Annotated in this window: 26 protein-coding genes; 22 read left to right on the top strand and 4 right to left on the bottom strand. The window is 34.7% G+C overall.

What is annotated here, in order from left to right:
* Positions 1–225: 225 nt before the first annotated feature.
* The 3 genes from B2G86_RS04660 to B2G86_RS04650 form a co-directional block, all read right to left on the bottom strand.
* Positions 226–1,011: a glucose 1-dehydrogenase gene (locus tag B2G86_RS04660; RefSeq protein ID WP_078356967.1), complete on the bottom strand. Its 786-nt coding sequence runs from the start codon at positions 1,009–1,011 to the stop codon at positions 226–228.
* A gap of 29 nt (positions 1,012–1,040) precedes the next feature.
* On the bottom strand, positions 1,041–1,898 hold the full coding sequence (locus B2G86_RS04655) for a GRP family sugar transporter (protein ID WP_078356966.1): 858 nt from the start codon (positions 1,896–1,898) through the stop codon (positions 1,041–1,043).
* 156 nt (positions 1,899–2,054) lie between these two features.
* Positions 2,055–2,921 carry a GNAT family N-acetyltransferase gene (locus tag B2G86_RS04650; RefSeq protein ID WP_078356965.1) on the bottom strand — a complete coding sequence of 289 codons (867 nt, stop codon included), beginning with the start codon at positions 2,919–2,921 and terminating at the stop codon, positions 2,055–2,057.
* A gap of 142 nt (positions 2,922–3,063) precedes the next feature.
* Between B2G86_RS04650 and B2G86_RS04645 the strand changes: the two genes are divergently transcribed.
* Both B2G86_RS04645 and B2G86_RS04640 read left to right on the top strand, forming a co-directional pair.
* Positions 3,064–5,199 carry a DNA topoisomerase III gene (locus B2G86_RS04645; RefSeq protein WP_078356964.1) on the top strand — a complete coding sequence of 712 codons (2,136 nt, stop codon included), beginning with the start codon at positions 3,064–3,066 and terminating at the stop codon, positions 5,197–5,199.
* A 192-nt stretch (positions 5,200–5,391) separates the two neighbouring features.
* A complete protein-coding gene (locus tag B2G86_RS04640; protein ID WP_078356963.1) occupies positions 5,392–6,726 on the top strand; it encodes an NCS2 family permease in 1,335 nt (444 codons plus the stop codon).
* 526 nt (positions 6,727–7,252) lie between these two features.
* Here the strand turns inward: B2G86_RS04640 and B2G86_RS04635 are convergent.
* Complete coding sequence (locus B2G86_RS04635; RefSeq protein WP_078356962.1) at positions 7,253–7,621, bottom strand: hypothetical protein; 369 nt, start codon at positions 7,619–7,621, stop codon at positions 7,253–7,255.
* Positions 7,622–7,937: 316 nt separating this feature from the next.
* Here B2G86_RS04635 and rpsJ point away from each other — a divergent pair, with 316 nt between their 5' ends.
* The 20 genes from rpsJ (at position 7,938) to rpmD (ending at position 16,719) form a co-directional block, all read left to right on the top strand.
* Positions 7,938–8,246 carry a 30S ribosomal protein S10 gene (gene rpsJ, locus B2G86_RS04630; protein ID WP_016998799.1) on the top strand — a complete coding sequence of 103 codons (309 nt, stop codon included), beginning with the start codon at positions 7,938–7,940 and terminating at the stop codon, positions 8,244–8,246.
* A gap of 31 nt (positions 8,247–8,277) precedes the next feature.
* A complete protein-coding gene (rplC, locus tag B2G86_RS04625) occupies positions 8,278–8,940 on the top strand; it encodes a 50S ribosomal protein L3 (RefSeq protein ID WP_078356961.1) in 663 nt (220 codons plus the stop codon).
* 29 nt (positions 8,941–8,969) lie between these two features.
* Positions 8,970–9,593 carry a 50S ribosomal protein L4 gene (gene rplD / locus B2G86_RS04620; protein ID WP_078356960.1) on the top strand — a complete coding sequence of 208 codons (624 nt, stop codon included), beginning with the start codon at positions 8,970–8,972 and terminating at the stop codon, positions 9,591–9,593.
* Entirely contained in the window at positions 9,593–9,871 is a 279-nt protein-coding gene (gene rplW, locus B2G86_RS04615; RefSeq protein WP_025906794.1) for a 50S ribosomal protein L23, read from the top strand. The genes rplD and rplW overlap by 1 nt, the downstream gene beginning before the upstream one ends.
* A gap of 31 nt (positions 9,872–9,902) precedes the next feature.
* Positions 9,903–10,736, top strand: coding sequence for a 50S ribosomal protein L2 (gene rplB, locus B2G86_RS04610; protein ID WP_078356959.1), 834 nt, complete (start codon positions 9,903–9,905; stop codon positions 10,734–10,736).
* Between the two features lie 64 nt (positions 10,737–10,800).
* A complete protein-coding gene (gene rpsS, locus B2G86_RS04605) occupies positions 10,801–11,079 on the top strand; it encodes a 30S ribosomal protein S19 (protein WP_078356958.1) in 279 nt (92 codons plus the stop codon).
* A gap of 25 nt (positions 11,080–11,104) precedes the next feature.
* Positions 11,105–11,464 (top strand): 50S ribosomal protein L22, encoded by a 360-nt coding sequence (gene rplV, locus B2G86_RS04600; protein WP_078356957.1) that lies wholly within the window; start codon positions 11,105–11,107, stop codon positions 11,462–11,464.
* A gap of 28 nt (positions 11,465–11,492) precedes the next feature.
* A complete protein-coding gene (rpsC, locus tag B2G86_RS04595; RefSeq protein ID WP_025906790.1) occupies positions 11,493–12,146 on the top strand; it encodes a 30S ribosomal protein S3 in 654 nt (217 codons plus the stop codon).
* A gap of 2 nt (positions 12,147–12,148) precedes the next feature.
* Positions 12,149–12,583 (top strand): 50S ribosomal protein L16, encoded by a 435-nt coding sequence (gene rplP, locus B2G86_RS04590; RefSeq protein WP_016911099.1) that lies wholly within the window; start codon positions 12,149–12,151, stop codon positions 12,581–12,583.
* Complete coding sequence (rpmC, locus tag B2G86_RS04585; protein ID WP_016998808.1) at positions 12,573–12,788, top strand: 50S ribosomal protein L29; 216 nt, start codon at positions 12,573–12,575, stop codon at positions 12,786–12,788. The genes rplP and rpmC overlap by 11 nt, the downstream gene beginning before the upstream one ends.
* A gap of 23 nt (positions 12,789–12,811) precedes the next feature.
* Positions 12,812–13,075, top strand: a complete 264-nt coding sequence (rpsQ, locus tag B2G86_RS04580; RefSeq protein ID WP_016911101.1) for a 30S ribosomal protein S17 — start codon at positions 12,812–12,814, stop codon at positions 13,073–13,075.
* Between the two features lie 33 nt (positions 13,076–13,108).
* The gene (rplN, locus tag B2G86_RS04575; protein WP_016911102.1) at positions 13,109–13,477 is read left to right on the top strand and encodes a 50S ribosomal protein L14; all 369 of its coding nucleotides are present in this window, start codon (positions 13,109–13,111) and stop codon (positions 13,475–13,477) included.
* A 43-nt stretch (positions 13,478–13,520) separates the two neighbouring features.
* Positions 13,521–13,841 carry a 50S ribosomal protein L24 gene (gene rplX / locus B2G86_RS04570; RefSeq protein WP_078356956.1) on the top strand — a complete coding sequence of 107 codons (321 nt, stop codon included), beginning with the start codon at positions 13,521–13,523 and terminating at the stop codon, positions 13,839–13,841.
* Positions 13,842–13,866: 25 nt separating this feature from the next.
* Entirely contained in the window at positions 13,867–14,406 is a 540-nt protein-coding gene (gene rplE / locus B2G86_RS04565) for a 50S ribosomal protein L5 (RefSeq protein ID WP_078356955.1), read from the top strand.
* Between the two features lie 27 nt (positions 14,407–14,433).
* Complete coding sequence (locus B2G86_RS04560; RefSeq protein WP_016998812.1) at positions 14,434–14,619, top strand: type Z 30S ribosomal protein S14; 186 nt, start codon at positions 14,434–14,436, stop codon at positions 14,617–14,619.
* Positions 14,620–14,648: 29 nt separating this feature from the next.
* Positions 14,649–15,047, top strand: a complete 399-nt coding sequence (gene rpsH, locus B2G86_RS04555) for a 30S ribosomal protein S8 (RefSeq protein WP_078356954.1) — start codon at positions 14,649–14,651, stop codon at positions 15,045–15,047.
* A gap of 29 nt (positions 15,048–15,076) precedes the next feature.
* Positions 15,077–15,613 carry a 50S ribosomal protein L6 gene (gene rplF, locus B2G86_RS04550; RefSeq protein WP_078356953.1) on the top strand — a complete coding sequence of 179 codons (537 nt, stop codon included), beginning with the start codon at positions 15,077–15,079 and terminating at the stop codon, positions 15,611–15,613.
* 28 nt (positions 15,614–15,641) lie between these two features.
* Positions 15,642–16,004 (top strand): 50S ribosomal protein L18, encoded by a 363-nt coding sequence (gene rplR, locus B2G86_RS04545; RefSeq protein WP_078356952.1) that lies wholly within the window; start codon positions 15,642–15,644, stop codon positions 16,002–16,004.
* An 18-nt stretch (positions 16,005–16,022) separates the two neighbouring features.
* A complete protein-coding gene (rpsE, locus tag B2G86_RS04540) occupies positions 16,023–16,523 on the top strand; it encodes a 30S ribosomal protein S5 (RefSeq protein ID WP_078356951.1) in 501 nt (166 codons plus the stop codon).
* 16 nt (positions 16,524–16,539) lie between these two features.
* Complete coding sequence (rpmD, locus tag B2G86_RS04535; protein WP_078356950.1) at positions 16,540–16,719, top strand: 50S ribosomal protein L30; 180 nt, start codon at positions 16,540–16,542, stop codon at positions 16,717–16,719.
* The last annotated feature ends 16 nt before the right edge of the window (positions 16,720–16,735 follow it).

Raw genomic sequence — 16,735 nt, 5'->3', positions numbered from 1 at the left:
AGATGTCCATAGTCACATAAGTGGAAAGAAGTGTAAGTAAGGATGCCTATGTTAACACAAGTCAGTAGAAGTGTTAGCAAAGATGTCCATAGTCACACAAGTCGAAAGAAGTGTAACTAAGGGTATCTATATTCACACAAGTCGAAAGAAGTGTAAGCATGCGCATAAAAAAATGCTAACAAAGTCTGAGACTTTGTTAGCATTATAATGTTACGTATTAATGAATTAACCTTTACCGCCCATAAATGCAGGGTAGTTAGTCATACCACCATCAACATAAAGTGTTGTACCATGGATGTAGCTTGCTTGTTCTGAAGCAAGAAATGCATTGATGTTAGCTACTTGATCTGCTTCACCAATTTCATTTAAAGGAATCATTCCTAATGTTTCTTCTCTAGTTGCTGGGTCAGAGAATTTCTCGCGTGTATGTTCTGTAACAATTGCACCTGGAGAAACATTATTAATTCTTATTCCATTTTTACCATATTCCATAGACATTGTTTCCATCATCAATTTTAAACCGCCTTTACTTGCAGCATAATTGACGTAGTTTGGCCATGGAATAACATCATGCACACTAGCAGTATTAATGATTTGACCTTTAATATCATGTTCTAAATAATAATTAATAACTTCTCTACTTCCGATGAATGCACCAGTTAAATTGATATCAATAACTTTAGACCATTCAGCTAAGCTCATTTCGTGTGATGGGATTGGTTTTTCGAAACCGGCGTTATTAATGAGTACATCAATGCGTCCAAATTTTTCATGTGTTTGTTGTATTAAGTTCTTAATATCTTCTTCTACTGAAACGTCTGCTTTAATTGCGATTGCATCAGCACCAGAATCTTTAATTGATTGAACAACTTTTTCAGCTTCTTCAACATGATCTAGATAACCAATCACGACTTTTGAACCTTCTTTACCGAAACGTTCTGAAGTTGCTTTACCAATACCACTGTTACCACCAGTAATAATGACAACTTTATCTTTTAAATCTTCATACATATTAAACACTCCTATATTTTTAATTGAATCTACCCTTTAGCTGCACCAATAATGAATGCTGCTATTATAATTAACACTATACCGATCCAGATAAATGTCATTTGACGTTTTGTTTTTTGTTCTCCTAATAAGAATATTCCACCTAAAGTAGATACAATAACTAACATTTGTGAGAATGAGAAACTTGTACCCACACCAACTTTTGGTTGTGAGATGAATAAGAACATATTACCTAATGCCCAAACAATACCTGGTAATAAATTAAATGCTGTATATTTCACTGTAGGTTTATGTTTGAATGATAAAATAATACCACCAATTACCATACCAATTGATTGAGGAAATAATGCATCCCAACCTTCAACTCCAAATACTTGACCAATTACAACATAGACAACATAACCAACTGTTGAGATAAGCAAAATTGGAATAGCTTTACCGATTTTTTTAGAATTACCACTGTTTCCAGAATCTTTTTTCTGAACAGAAGTAAAGATTACACCGACTATTAATAAGGCTAAGCCTGATAAACCAAGTGCTACTTGAGTTCCTGTAGACCATTCTCCTAAAAATGCTGCGCTGAATAATGTTGTTCCAAGTAATTGTAAACCTGTGGAAATAGGCATTGTAATTGAAACACCAACTAATTCAACACTTCTAAGTTGAAATCCTTGTCCTAATGCCCAGAAAGCACCAGAAACCATACCGATAATAACTGTAGTAGCAGTAAATTGGACATCACCAAATGCAAATAGGCATAATCCAATGATGAACGCCCCGATAGTAGTACCTAATATTTGGTTATAAGGACCTCCACCAACTTTTACGTTGATTAATACTACACTTCCCCAGAACAATGCTGGTAACAGAGCTATAAGATATTCCATACACACGACTCGCTTTCTCTATTTATTTGTATTTTAAACAGTACCCGTGTATTATACGCGCGAAACAAATTAGTTGTAAAACATACAGCTCACTGAATATTAATAAAGGAAAGAAGCTGAGATCATTTTTTATGTCTCAGCTTTTTCATATGTCCTTTAAAAAGGTCTTACATATTTAAAATGATGTGTTTCATTAACAATTTTAAAACCAACTTTTTCATAAAGAAGTTGTATTTGTTCATGTTTTTTACTATCTACATATATTCTTACAGTTTCAACATCATCATGCGTGAAAGCTTTATTTGTCGCAAAATGAATCATTTGAAAGGCAATACCTTGCTTCCTATAATCGTGATGAGATGCCAAATTAGGTATTGTTGCTAATTTTTTAGGTATATCAATAGATAAATATATATAACCTTTAACAAGGCCTTCTGCAATATATAAATATAGAGCATGATTTTCACCAAGAGAGTTAACAATATCTCTTGAACTAATATCACTATGTTTAAAATTATTAGAGTGCAACTTATCAAATGAATAATAATAGGGTTTGCTATAAGGTGTCATTTGATGTTGTTTATCTATTGGAAGAGGTGGTTGTTGAATTTCTAATGTGTACTGCGTTTCTACATATCCAGCATGAAGTCTTTTAAGTTTACTATTGTTAAGAATGTGGTCTTTATGTAGTGATATATGACAATATTTTATATCACGATGATTATTGAGTAACATCTCCCAAATTTCTTTTAACGCATTTAAAGTTTCTTCTGTTGTATCATTAACAATTGGTCCCCAAACATTGACAGTCTCATCATCAATTTTTTCAAATCCTAAAATTCCAATAATATTATTGTTGTCTTCGATATAGTAGAAAGATTGTTCATTAAATTTACTTGTTAAAGCAGACTTAATCTCTTCTATATCTGTAGGTATATACTCAACGTAATAATTATTTTGAAGATTTTTTTCATATAAGTAAGAGGTGATAGGGTCTATTTGCTTAAGTGGCAATATTTGCATGACAGTCACTCCTTTATTTTTCAACGATTATTTTATTCTATTATACGATTAAACGAAAAATTATAAAAGTTTTTGATAGCTTTAGAACAGTTTTTATTCATGTTATAATGACACGAATGAAAAAAGAATGGGTGAAATGAATATGAAAGCATTAGTTCTTGCAGAAAAACCTTCAGTTGGTCGTGACATAGCTAAAGCATTAGGTGTGCACGATCAAAAGAAAGGATATTTTGAGAATAAACAATATATCGTAACATGGGCATTAGGGCATCTAGTAACAAATGCAACACCAGAAGAATATGATAAAAAGTTCAAAGAATGGAATTTAAATGTCTTACCTATTATTCCAGACTATATGAAACATGTTGTTATTAAGAAGACAAGAAGTCAGTTTAATACAGTTCAACATCTTATGAAACGTGATGATGTAAATTCAATTATTATTGCGACAGATGCTGGTAGAGAAGGGGAACTTGTTGCTAGATTAATTATTGAGAAAGCTAAAGTGAAAAAGCCATTGAAACGTTTATGGATTAGTTCAGTTACTGAAAAAGCGATTAAGGCAGGTTTTCAAAACTTAAAACCTGGGGCAGCTTACAACAATCTTTACCAAGCTGCACTGTGTAGAAGTGAAGCAGATTGGATAGTTGGAATAAATGCTACGAGAGCATTAACAACTAAATATGACGCACAATTGTCATGTGGGAGAGTTCAAACACCAACATTGAATCTTGTTCAAATGAGACAAAATGAAATACAGTCATTTAAGCCGAAAAAATACTATCAAATGAATGTTGATATAGATGGATATAAATTCAAATGGGTAACTCAAAATGGAGATAAAACATTTGATTCAGAATTAATAGAACAAATAAAACAAAAAGTACAAAATAATACGGGAACAATTGAAAATGTTTATAAGAAAAAGAAAACAAAGTATCCACAAAAATTATATGACTTAACAAGTTTGCAACAAACAGCGTATCAACGATATAAAATGAGTGCAAAAGAAACATTAAATACTATGCAGTCTTTATATGAGCAGCATAAAGTATTAACTTATCCAAGAACTGACTCAAATTATCTAACTGATGATATGGTTTCTTCATTAAAAGAGAGAGTCTCTTCTCTAAGTGCAACATCATTAAAGTCTTACGCAGTACCACTACTTAAAAAACAAATAAAAGCTGGAAAACATTTTGTCGATAATAATAAGGTGTCTGATCACCATGCTATTGTACCAACTGAGGTAAGACCTAACATGGATCAATTATCACCTAGAGAAGAAAAAATCTACATGATAGTTGCTGAAAGATTTTTAGAAGTATTATTACCACCATATCAATATGAAGAAACTACAGTAGAATTAACTTGTGAAGGTGAGAAGTTTAAACTTGTTCAAGAAGTAGCAATTGAATTAGGCTATAAAGCAATTCACCAAGAAAAAGCAATTGTTAAGGAATTACCATTTGATGAACAACAACGAGTTAAAATTCAGAACTTGAACATTACAAGCAAGGACACAGAGCCACCAGCATACTTTAATGAAGGAACGTTACTTAAAGCTATGGAATCACCACAACTTTTCTTCAAACTTAAAGATAAAAAGATGGCTCAAACTTTAAATGAAACAGGTGGTATTGGAACTGTAGCAACAAGAGCAGATATTATAGAAAAGTTATATAGCTCTAATGTTATAGAAGCAATTCAAGGAAAAATTAAAATTACGCCTAAAGGTAAACAATTATTAAACTTAGCTCCAGAACAACTGACTTCACCTGAACTTACTGCAAATTGGGAAATGAAATTAAACCAAATTGAAAAGGGTAAGTATTCAAAAGAAACTTTCATGAAAGAAATGCGAGGGTTTACTCGAGAAATTATTGGAGATATTAAAAATAGTGATGATAAATTTAAACATGATAATATTACGACAACAGAGTGTCCAACTTGTGGAAAATTCATGCTTAAAGTAAAAACTAAAAATGGTCAAATGCTCGTATGTCAAGATCCAACTTGTAAAACTAAAAAGAATCAACAACGACAAACAAACGCAAGATGTCCAAATTGTAAAAAGAAATTAACTTTATATGGTACAGGAAAGAAAGCAACTTATCGTTGTGTATGTGGTCATACAGAAACACAAGAACACATGGATGAAAGACTGAAAAATAAAAAGACTGGCAAAATAGGCAAGAGAGAAATGAAACAATACATGAAGAATGAAGAAGTAGAAAACAATCCGTTTAAAGATGCATTAAAGGATTTGAAATTCTAATATAGTTCACCCGTACTTTTAAACATAAGTACGGGTGTTTTTCATATTATGAAATTAGAGCACAAAAGCTTTGTAGGGTACATAACACGAACATAGATAATTTAATTTTAATAAATGTTCGTAAAAAGTATTGATTTTTAATGTACTGAGTAATACAATGTACAGTGTTGAAATTAAAAAAGGAGTCTTACTATGAAACGTTACTTTAAGTTTGATGAATTGGGAACTAATTATAAAAGAGAAATATTAGGTGGTTTAACAACTTTCCTTTCAATGGCATACATATTAGCCATAAATCCATCAATGCTGAGTTTAGCAAGTGTTGAGAACATACCTGATTCAATGAGAATGGATCAAGGTGCTGTATTTGTTGCTACTGCTTTAGCTGCTTTAGTAGGTTGTTTGTTTATGGGTATTATCGCTAAATACCCGATTGCATTGGCACCAGGTATGGGATTGAATGCATTTTTTGCATTTACAGTAGTATTAACTATGGGAATACCTTGGCAAACTGGATTAACAGGAGTACTATTCTCTGGACTTATATTTGCAGTATTAACGATGAGTGGTTTGCGAGAAGTGATTATAAATGCAATTCCATTTGAATTAAAGATGGCTGTATCAGCAGGGATAGGTTTATTTATTACTTTTGTAGGATTACAAGGAGCAGGTATTGTACAAAAAGAAGATTCTACATTAGTTACTCTAGGTTCAATACATAACCCAGAAGTATTACTCGCAGTATTTGGTATTATTATCACTGTTATTTTGATGGCTAAAAAATTACCAGGTGCAATATTTGTAGGTATGGTATTAACTGCTGTAGCAGGTTTAATGACAGGATTAATCGCTATGCCAGATAGTATTATTGGAAAAGTACCAAGTGTATCACCAACATTCGGAGCATCTTTTGAAGCATTTGGAGATTTATCTACTATATTTAATGTACAATTCTTAATTGTTGTATTAACTTTCTTGTTTATAGATTTCTTTGATACTGCAGGTACATTAGTTGCAGTAGCAAATCAAGCAGGTTTAATGAAAGATAATAAATTACCAAGAGCAGGGAAGGCTTTATTCGCAGATTCATTAGCAACAATTGTAGGTGCAATTTTCGGGACGTCTACAACTACAAGCTATATTGAATCAAGTGCAGGTGTAGCAGTAGGGGCAAGAACTGGATTTGCAAGTGTTGTAACAGGTGCTTGTTTCTTAGCAGCATTATTGTTCTCTCCATTAATGGCAGTTGTTACCAGTGCAGTAACAGCGCCAGCACTTGTGATCGTTGGTGTGTTGATGGTAAGTAACTTAGGTAAGATTGATTGGCAAAAATTTGAGATCGCAGTACCTGCTTTCTTAACAATGATTATGATGCCTTTAACATATTCAATTGCGACAGGTATTGCTTGCGGATTTATTTTCTATCCTATTACAATGATAGTAGCAAAAAGACATAAAGAGATTCATCCTATAATGTATGGTTTATTCTTTGTATTCGTCGCATATTTCGTATTTGTTCATGGTTAAAATATAAAAATCATGTTGGTAGCTCTTAGAACTACCAACAGAGTGTCGGCAAAGTCTTAGAACTTTGTCGGCATTTTTTTATGCGCATGCTTTCCGCGGGCATATAAGAGGTACGTTATCAGCAGATCTAGGCAAAACTGCTGATAAGAGTAGTGTTAAAAGCAGATCTAAGCAAAACTGCTTATAAGAGTAGTGTTAAAAGCAGTTCAAAGTAAAACTGCTGATAAGGTTAGTGTTAAAAGCAGTTCAAAGTAAAACTGCTGATAAGGTTAGTGTTAAAAGCAGATCTAAGCAAAACTGCTTATAAGAGTAGTGTTAAAAGCAGATCTAAGTAAAACTGCTTATAAGAGTAGTGTTAAAAGCAGATCTAAGTAAAACTGCTTATAAGAGTAACTAGGCAAGCATGCACGTGCAAAATCGTAAGATATTAAAAAAATAAGCATATCACTGTAAACTATAAAAAATCAGTTAAGTGATATGCTTATTTATTTTGAGTTAGAATTTATGTCCAGCCTCGTTTTATATATTAACTTTTATATGTTGTCTTGTAATATTTAGATGGTATATAAACAGGTGCAATTATAATAGTGAATAAGAATATAACCATTAAGACGACCATTACAATATGTAATAACCATCCAATAATTGGGATAACTGCAACGAAACTAGCTATTAACCCTATTAATGGTATAACAAAAATGACCTTCACAGAGTTTTGATTATCTATTAATAAAATAAGTGTAGCAATAAAATAAAGCGTACCGTTAAGTACTAGGGCGTTGTAACCAGTTGATAGTATAATTCCACCGCCGAGAAATGGTATTGCTAATATTAATTCAGATATCACTAATATAATAGAAAGAACAAGTAACACAGACTTAATTCCTCTTTTCATGACTTCACCACCTATTGAAAATTGCTTGTTATATTATAACATTTAGATTACAAATTATCTAATTAAATTTTACCTATTGAAATAGGTGGTAATATCCGTTATAATACTTGGGTATGTGTTAGATGGATTTAGAAAAAATATATGGATATCTATTGCATAATAGGTATAAATCATGTATCATATCTAATGTTGGACTTTAAGAAGCGATGAAGCGAGAGGTTACTGACACACCCGGCCGCTTTGCCATGGCGGTGTGTAAGAGAGTTTTCGTGGAGAAGTCTATCACTATAAAGTAGACGAACAAGGAGGGAAAATTATGGCAAAACAAAAAATTCGTATCCGTTTAAAAGCGTATGATCACCGTATGATCGATCAATCAGCAGAAAAAATTGTTGAAACAGCTAAACGTTCTGGAGCTCAAGTGTCTGGTCCGATTCCATTACCAACTGAGAAATCAGTTTATACTGTTATCCGTGCCGTTCATAAATATAAAGACTCACGTGAACAATTCGAACAACGTACGCATAAACGTTTAATCGACATTCTTAACCCTACACCTAAAACAGTTGATGCTCTTATGGGCTTAAACTTACCATCTGGTGTAGACATCGAAATCAAATTATAATTCATTAAAATAACAGGAGGTGCGACTTTCGATGACCAAAGGAATCTTAGGAAGAAAAATTGGAATGACTCAAGTATTCGCAGAAAACGGTGAATTAATACCAGTTACTGTAGTAGAAGCTAGTCAAAACGTAGTATTACAAACAAAAACTGATGAAGTAGACGGCTACAACGCTGTTCAAATCGGTTTTGAAGACAAACAAGCATATAAAAAAGATCGTAAATCTAACAAATATGCAACTAAAGCTGCTGAAGGACATGCTAAAAAAGCAGGTTCAGCACCTAAGCGCTTCACTCGTGAATTCAGAAACATTGATGTTTCAGCATACGAGGTAGGTCAAGAAGTCACTGTAGATACTTTCCAAGCAGGAGACATTATTGATGCAACAGGCGTTTCTAAAGGTAAAGGTTTCCAAGGCTCAATTAAACGTCACGGTTTCTCTCGTGGACCAATGAGTCACGGTTCTCGTTATCATAGAGGTTCTGGTTCAATGGGTATGGCTTCAGATGCTTCTAAAGTATTTAAAGGTAAAGAATTACCAGGCCGTATGGGTGGAAACACAGTTACTATGCAAAACTTAGAAGTAGTTAAAGTTGATGCAGAAAATAACGTAATTTTAGTTAAAGGTAACGTTCCAGGCCCTAAAAAAGGTTTAGTAAAACTTACAACTTCAATTAAAAAAGGTAATAAATAATTATTTAGGTGAAAGGAGGAAACAACATTATGGCTAATATTGATGTATTAAAAGTAGATGGTTCTAAATCAGGATCTATCGAATTAAATGATAGTGTATTTGGTATCGAACCAAACCAACACGTATTATTCGAAGCAGTCAACTTACAACGTGCTTCATTACGCCAAGGTACTCACGCAGTTAAGAATCGTTCAGCAGTTCGTGGTGGTGGACGTAAACCTTGGAAACAAAAAGGTACAGGTCGTGCTCGTCAAGGTACAATCCGTGCGCCACAATGGCGTGGTGGTGGTATCGTATTCGGTCCTACACCAAGAAGTTATTCTTACAAAATGCCTAAGAAAATGCGTCGTTTAGCATTACGTTCTGCATTATCAGCAAAAGTAAGTGATAACGAATTAACTGTTTTAGAAGCATTCAACTTTGATGCGCCTAAAACTAAAGAATTCAAAAATGTAATGAGCAATTTAGAGCTTTCTAAAAAAGTTTTATTCATCGTTGATACTGTTGAAAGTAACGTTGAATTATCAGCTCGTAACATTCCAGGTGTTAAAGTTATTGACGCTCAAAGCTTAAACGTATTAGATATTTTAGGTTCTAGCAAAGTCGTAATAACTAAAGCAGCAGTGGATAAAGTAGAGGAGGTGCTCGCATAATGGAAGCAAGAGATGTTATTAAGCGCCCCGTAATCACAGAAAAATCTTCATCAGATATGGCTTTAGATAAATACACATTTGATGTTGATACACGTGCTAACAAAACACAAGTTAAAATCGCAATCGAAGAAATTTTCGACGTGAAAGTAGACACAGTAAACATCATGAACGTTAAAGCGAAAGCTAAACGTGTTGGTCGTTACAATGGTTTCACTAACAAACGTCGTAAAGCAATCGTAACTCTAAAAGAAGGTTCTTCAATAGACCTATTTAACTAAAAACAATTACCACTAAGGAGGTAAAACGACAATGGCTCTTAAAAAGTATAAGCCAATTACAAATGGTCGTCGTAATATGACATCTTCAGATTTCGCTGAAATTACATCAACGACTCCTGAAAAGTCACTATTACAACCGCTTCCGAGAAAAGCGGGACGTAACAACCAAGGTAAATTGACAGTTCGTCACAGAGGTGGCGGTCATAAACGTCAATACCGTGTAATTGATTTCAAACGTAATAAAGATGGAATTCCTGCTAAAGTATCAACTATCGAGTATGATCCAAACCGTTCAGCTAATATTGCATTAGTTGTATACGCAGATGGTGAAAAAAGATATATACTTGCGCCTAAAGGCTTAAAAGTAGGACAACAAATTTTCAATGGTTCAGAAGCAGATATCAAAGTTGGTAATGCATTAGCATTAACAGATATCCCAGTTGGTACTACAATTCACAATATCGAATTAAAACCAGGTAAAGGTGGACAATTAGTCCGTTCTGCTGGTACAAGTGCTCAAGTACTTGGTAAAGAAGGTAAATACGTATTAGTTCGTCTTAAATCAGGTGAAGTTCGTATGATCTTATCTACTTGTCGTGCAACAATCGGTCAAGTTGGTAATGAACAACACGAATTAATCACAATTGGTAAAGCAGGTCGTTCTAGATGGATGGGCAAACGTCCAACAGTTCGTGGTTCTGTAATGAACCCTAACGATCACCCACACGGTGGTGGTGAAGGTCGTACACCAATCGGTCTTAAATCACCAATGTCTCCATGGGGCAAACCAACACTTGGTAAGAAAACTCGTAAACAAAGCCAACGTTCATCTAAATTCATCGTTCGTGGTCGTAAGAAAAAATAATAATACCTTATTTACGTGTGCGGCTTAGATGCCGCGCGCAATAAATAAGAAGGGAGGCGCCATAATGGCTCGTAGTCTTAAAAAAGGACCTTTCGTTGATGATCATTTAATGAAAAAAATTGAATCTCAAAACGAAGGTGAAAAAAAATCAGTTATTAAAACATGGTCTCGTCGTTCAACAGTATTTCCTGACTTCATCGGACATACAATAGCAGTATATGATGGTCGTAAACATGTACCAGTATTCATTACTGAAGATATGGTTGGACACAAATTAGGAGAGTTTGCACCTACACGTACTTATAAAGGTCATGCTGCAGACGACAAGAAGACTAAACGCTAATTTCTAAATAGAGGAGGAAGTCACAATGGAAGCAAAAGCGGTTGCTAGAACAATAAGAATCGCACCTCGTAAAGTGAGATTAGTTTTAGATCTTATTAGAGGTAAAGAAGTGGCAGAAGCAATTGCCATCTTAAAATTAACTAACAAAGCAACATCACCTGTAGTTGAAAAATTATTAATGTCAGCATTAGCAAATGCAGAACATAATTATGATTTAAATCCTGACACATTAGTTATAAAAGAAGCTTATGCTAATGAAGGACCTACATTAAAACGTTTCCGTCCACGTGCACAAGGTCGTGCAAGTGCGATCAACAAACGTACTAGTCATATTACAATCGTAGTTGGCGAAAAAGAAGCTAAAGAAGAAGTTAAAGAAGCATAATTAACTAAATCATTAAGGAGGGAATATAGTGGGTCAAAAAATTAATCCAATCGGACTTCGTGTCGGTGTAATTCGTGACTGGGAAGCAAAGTGGTATGCTGGTAAAGACTTCGCAACACTTTTACATGAAGACTTAAAAGTTCGTAAATATATCGCAGAAGCATTAAAAGAAGCTTCAGTTTCAAGTGTTGAAATTGAGCGTGCAGCAAACCGTATCAATATCGCAATCCACACTGGTAAGCCAGGTATGGTTATTGGTAAAGGCGGTTCTGAAATCGAAAAATTACGTAACAAATTAAACGCATTGACTAACAAAAAAGTACACATCAACGTTATTGAAATCAAAAAAGTTGATTTAGATGCAACATTGGTAGCAAATAACATTGCTCGTCAATTAGAAAATCGTGTATCTTTCCGTCGTGCTCAAAAACAAGCTATCCAACGTGCAATGAAATTGGGAGCTAAAGGTATCAAAACACAAGTATCTGGTCGTTTAGGTGGCGCAGATATCGCTCGTGCAGAACAATATTCAGAAGGAACTGTTCCACTTCATACACTACGTGCAGACATTGATTTCGCACATGAAGAAGCCGACACTACTTACGGTAAATTAGGTGTAAAAGTATGGATCTACCGTGGAGAAGTTCTTCCTACAAAGAAGTCTAGTGAAGGAGGAAAATAATAATGTTATTACCAAAACGTGTTAAATTCCGTCGTCAACATCGTCCTAAAACAACTGGTCGTTCAAAAGGCGGAAATGAAGTAACATTTGGGGAATATGGTTTACAAGCTCAAACAGCAGCTTGGATTACATCTCGTCAAATCGAATCAGCTCGTATCGCAATGACACGTTATATGAAACGTGGCGGAAAAGTATGGATCAAAATATTCCCACATACACCATATACTAAAAAACCTTTAGAAGTACGTATGGGTTCAGGTAAAGGTGCAGTTGAAGGTTGGGTAGCAGTAGTTAAACCAGGACGTATCTTGTTCGAAATCGCTGGTGTTCAAGAAGAAGTAGCACGTGAAGCATTACGTCTTGCTGCACACAAACTTCCAGTAAAATCTAAGTTTGTAAAACGTGAAGAATTGGGTGGTGACACAAATGAAAGCTAAGGATATCAGAAATTTAACCACTACTGAAATTGAAAAAGAAATCAAAGAAGCTAAAGAACAATTATTCAACTTACGCTTTCAGTTAGCAACTGGTCAACTTGAAGAGACTGCTAACATTCGAAAAGTTAAAAAAACGATTGCACGTCTTAAAACAATCGTACGTGAAAGAGAAATCGAAGAAGAGAAAGCAGCAGATAATAAATAATCAAGTAGAGGAGGTTCATTACTGTGAGTGAAAGAAATGACCGCAAAGTTTACGTTGGTAAAGTAGTTTCAGATAAAATGGACAAAACTATTACAGTAGTTGTAGAAACTTACAAAACTCATAAATTATATGGTAAACGTGTAAAATATTCAAAAAAATATAAAACACATGATGAAAACAATTCAGCAAAAATGGGCGATATCGTTAAGATTGCAGAAACACGTCCTTTATCATCAACTAAGCGTTTCCGTCTAGTTGAAATCGTTGAAGAATCAGTAATTATTTAATAGAAGTATAAAGATAAGGGAGGTCAAACAAAGATGATCCAACAAGAAACACGTTTAAAAGTAGCAGACAACTCTGGTGCTCGTGAAGTATTAACAATCAAAGTTTTAGGCGGATCTGGTCGTAAGACAGCTAACATTGGTGATGTTATCGTCGTTACTGTTAAAAATGCTACACCAGGTGGCGTTGTTAAAAAAGGTGAAGTTGTTAAAGCTGTTGTTGTACGTACTAAATCAGGTGTACGTCGTGAAGATGGCTCTTACATCAAATTTGACGAAAATGCATGTGTAATCATCCGTGATGACAAAGGTCCACGTGGTACACGTATATTCGGTCCTGTAGCGCGTGAATTACGTGAAGGTAACTTCATGAAGATCGTTTCTCTAGCGCCAGAGGTACTTTAATCTATAATGATAAAAAACAAAATTCCTAAGGAGGTGCCTACACATGCACGTACGTAAAGGTGACAACGTAATCGTTATCTCAGGTAAAGATAAAGGTAAAACTGGTAAAGTTTTAGAAGCATTACCTAAAAAGGAACGCGTAGTGGTAGAAGGTGTTAACGTTATTAAAAAACACCAAAAACCAACTCAGTTAAATCCAGAAGGTGGTATCTTAGAAACAGAAGGTACTATCCACGTATCAAACGTTCAATTACTTGATCCTAAGACAAATGAACCAACTCGTGTTGGATTTAAAGTAGTAGATGGTAAAAAAGTTCGTATCGCTAAAAAATCTGGCGAAGAAATTAAATCATCAAAAGAATAATTATTAAGTGAAAGGAGGATCCACTTTGACACGTTTAAAAGAAAAGTTTAATAATGAAATTTCTGCTGAGTTAGTTAAGAAATTTAACTATGATTCAGTTATGCAAGTACCAAAAATCGAAAAAATAGTTGTAAACATGGGTATCGGTGATGCAGTTCAAAACTCTAAAGTTTTAGATTCTGCTGTTGAAGAACTTCAAACAATCACAGGTCAAAAACCATTAGTAACTAAAGCTAAAAAATCTATTGCGACTTTCCGTCTTCGTGAAGGCATGCCTATCGGTGCGAAAGTTACATTACGTGGAGAAAGAATGTATGAATTCTTTGATAAATTAATCTCAGTTTCATTACCACGTGTACGTGACTTCCGTGGTATCTCTAAAAAAGCATTCGACGGTCGTGGAAATTACACTTTAGGTGTTAAGGAACAATTAATTTTCCCTGAAATCGACTATGATAAAGTAAGTAAAGTACGAGGAATGGATATCGTTATCGTTACAACTGCTAACACTGACGAGGAAGCTCGTGAATTGTTATCACAATTCGGTATGCCATTTCAAAAGTAATCTCTAATTATAAAGGAGGCTAATTAAGTGGCTAAAAAATCAATGATCGCTAAACAACAACGTAAACAAAAATTCGGTGTTCGTGAATACACGCGTTGTGAACGTTGTGGACGTCCACACTCAGTATATCGTAAATTCAAACTTTGCCGTATTTGTTTCCGTGAACTAGCATACAAAGGCCAGATTCCTGGCGTACGTAAAGCTAGCTGGTAAACTTAAAAGAATGAAAGGAGGAAACACAAATGACAATGTCAGATCCAATTGCAGATATGTTAACTCGCGTGCGTAACGCAAACATGGTACGTCACGAAAAATTAGAGTTACCTGCATCAAACATTAAAAAAGAAATCGCTGAAATCCTTAAAAAAGAAGGATTTGTAAAAAGCGTAGAATATATCGAAGATGATAAGCAAGGTGTTATCCGTATGTTCCTTAAATATGGTCAAAACAACGAGCGAGTTATCACAGGTTTAAAACGTATTTCTAAACCAGGTTTACGTGTTTATGCTAAAGCTGACGAACTTCCAAAAGTTCTTAACGGTTTAGGTGTTGCACTTGTTTCTACATCTGAAGGTGTTTTAACTGATAAAGATGCTAGACAACGTGGAATCGGTGGAGAAGTATTAGCTTATATCTGGTAATTATAAAATTATAAGGAGGTGCCCACATAATGAGCCGTGTTGGTAAGAAAATAATTGAGATCCCTGCTGATGTTACTGTTACTATCAAAGATAATACAGTTACAGTTAAAGGATCAAAAGGTGAATTAACTAGTACTTTTAATGAAGAAATGACATATAAACAAGAGGACAACAGCTTAGAAGTTGTACGTCCATCTGACTCTAAAGAGCACAAAACTGTACATGGTACAACTCGTGCATTGATCGCTAACATGATTGAAGGTGTATCTAAAGGTTTCGAGAAAAACTTAGAACTTATTGGTGTTGGTTACCGTGCCCAAATGCAAGGTAAAAATATCATCTTAAATGTTGGTTATTCTCATCCTGTAGAAATCGTTGCTGAAGATGGAATTACATTATCAGTAGACAAAAACACTAAAGTTAAAGTAGAAGGTATTTCAAAAGAACGTGTTGGAGCAACTGCTTCTTACATTCGTTCAATCCGTCCACCAGAACCTTATAAAGGTAAAGGTATTCGTTACGAAGGCGAATATGTTCGTCGTAAAGAAGGTAAAACTGGTAAGTAATCATTAACATTAAGAAAGGAGCACTAACATGATCGCTAAAATCGACAAAAATAAAGTTCGTTTGAAAAGACATGCTCGCGTGCGTTCAAAATTAGCTGGAACAAGCGAAAAACCACGTTTAAATGTATATCGTTCAAATAAACATATTTATGCTCAAATTATTGATGACTTAAATGGCGTAACAATCGCTCAAGCATCAAGTTTAGATAAAGAATTAAACCTAGAGCAATCAGGTAATGTAGAAGCAGCAGCTAAAATAGGCGAAATCGTTGCAAAACGTGCGTCAGAAAAAGGCGTTGAAGCTGTAGTATTTGATCGTGGGGGATATTTATACCACGGACGTATCAAAGCATTAGCTGATTCAGCTCGTGAAAACGGACTTCAATTTTAATTTAAAGGAGGGACACTCATGCGTCGTAAAGAACAAGAAGTTAAAGAATTTGAAGAGCGCGTAGTTACGATTAACCGTGTAGCTAAAGTAGTTAAAGGTGGTCGTCGTTTCCGTTTTACAGCTTTAGTAGTTGTTGGAGATAAAAATGGTCGCGTAGGTTTCGGTACTGGTAAAGCTCAAGAGGTACCTGAAGCAATTAAAAAAGCAGTGGAAGATGCTAAGAAAGATTTAGTAACAGTTCCACGTGTTGAAGGAACTACTCCTCACCAAGTTATTGGACGTTTTGGTGCAGGTCGTGTTTTAATTAAACCAGCAGCACCTGGTACAGGTGTTATTGCAGGTGGACCAGTTCGTGCGGTATTAGAACTTGCTGGTATCACTGATATCTTAAGTAAATCATTAGGTTCTAACACACCTATTAATATGGTTCGTGCTACAATTGAAGGACTTAAAGAACTTAAAAATGCCGAACAAGTAGCTAGTCTACGCGGTAAATCAGTAGAAGAATTATTAAATTAAGGAGGGAACAAAGACTATGGCTAAATTAGAAATTACCCTCACTCGTAGCGTTATTGGTCGTCCTGAAACACAACGCAAGACAGTTCAAGCGTTAGGACTTAAAAAAACAAACTCAACTGTAGTAGTTGAAGATAATCCTGCGATTCGTGGGCAAATCGAAAAAGTAAGTCACTTACTAAAAGTTTCTGAAAAATAAATTCATCTAAAGTATT

Source organism: Mammaliicoccus fleurettii, from assembly GCF_002018435.1.
Lineage (GTDB): Bacteria > Bacillota > Bacilli > Staphylococcales > Staphylococcaceae > Mammaliicoccus > Mammaliicoccus fleurettii.
Note: the sequence above shows the minus strand (reverse complement) of the source record. Positions and strands in the feature narration are given on the sequence as shown.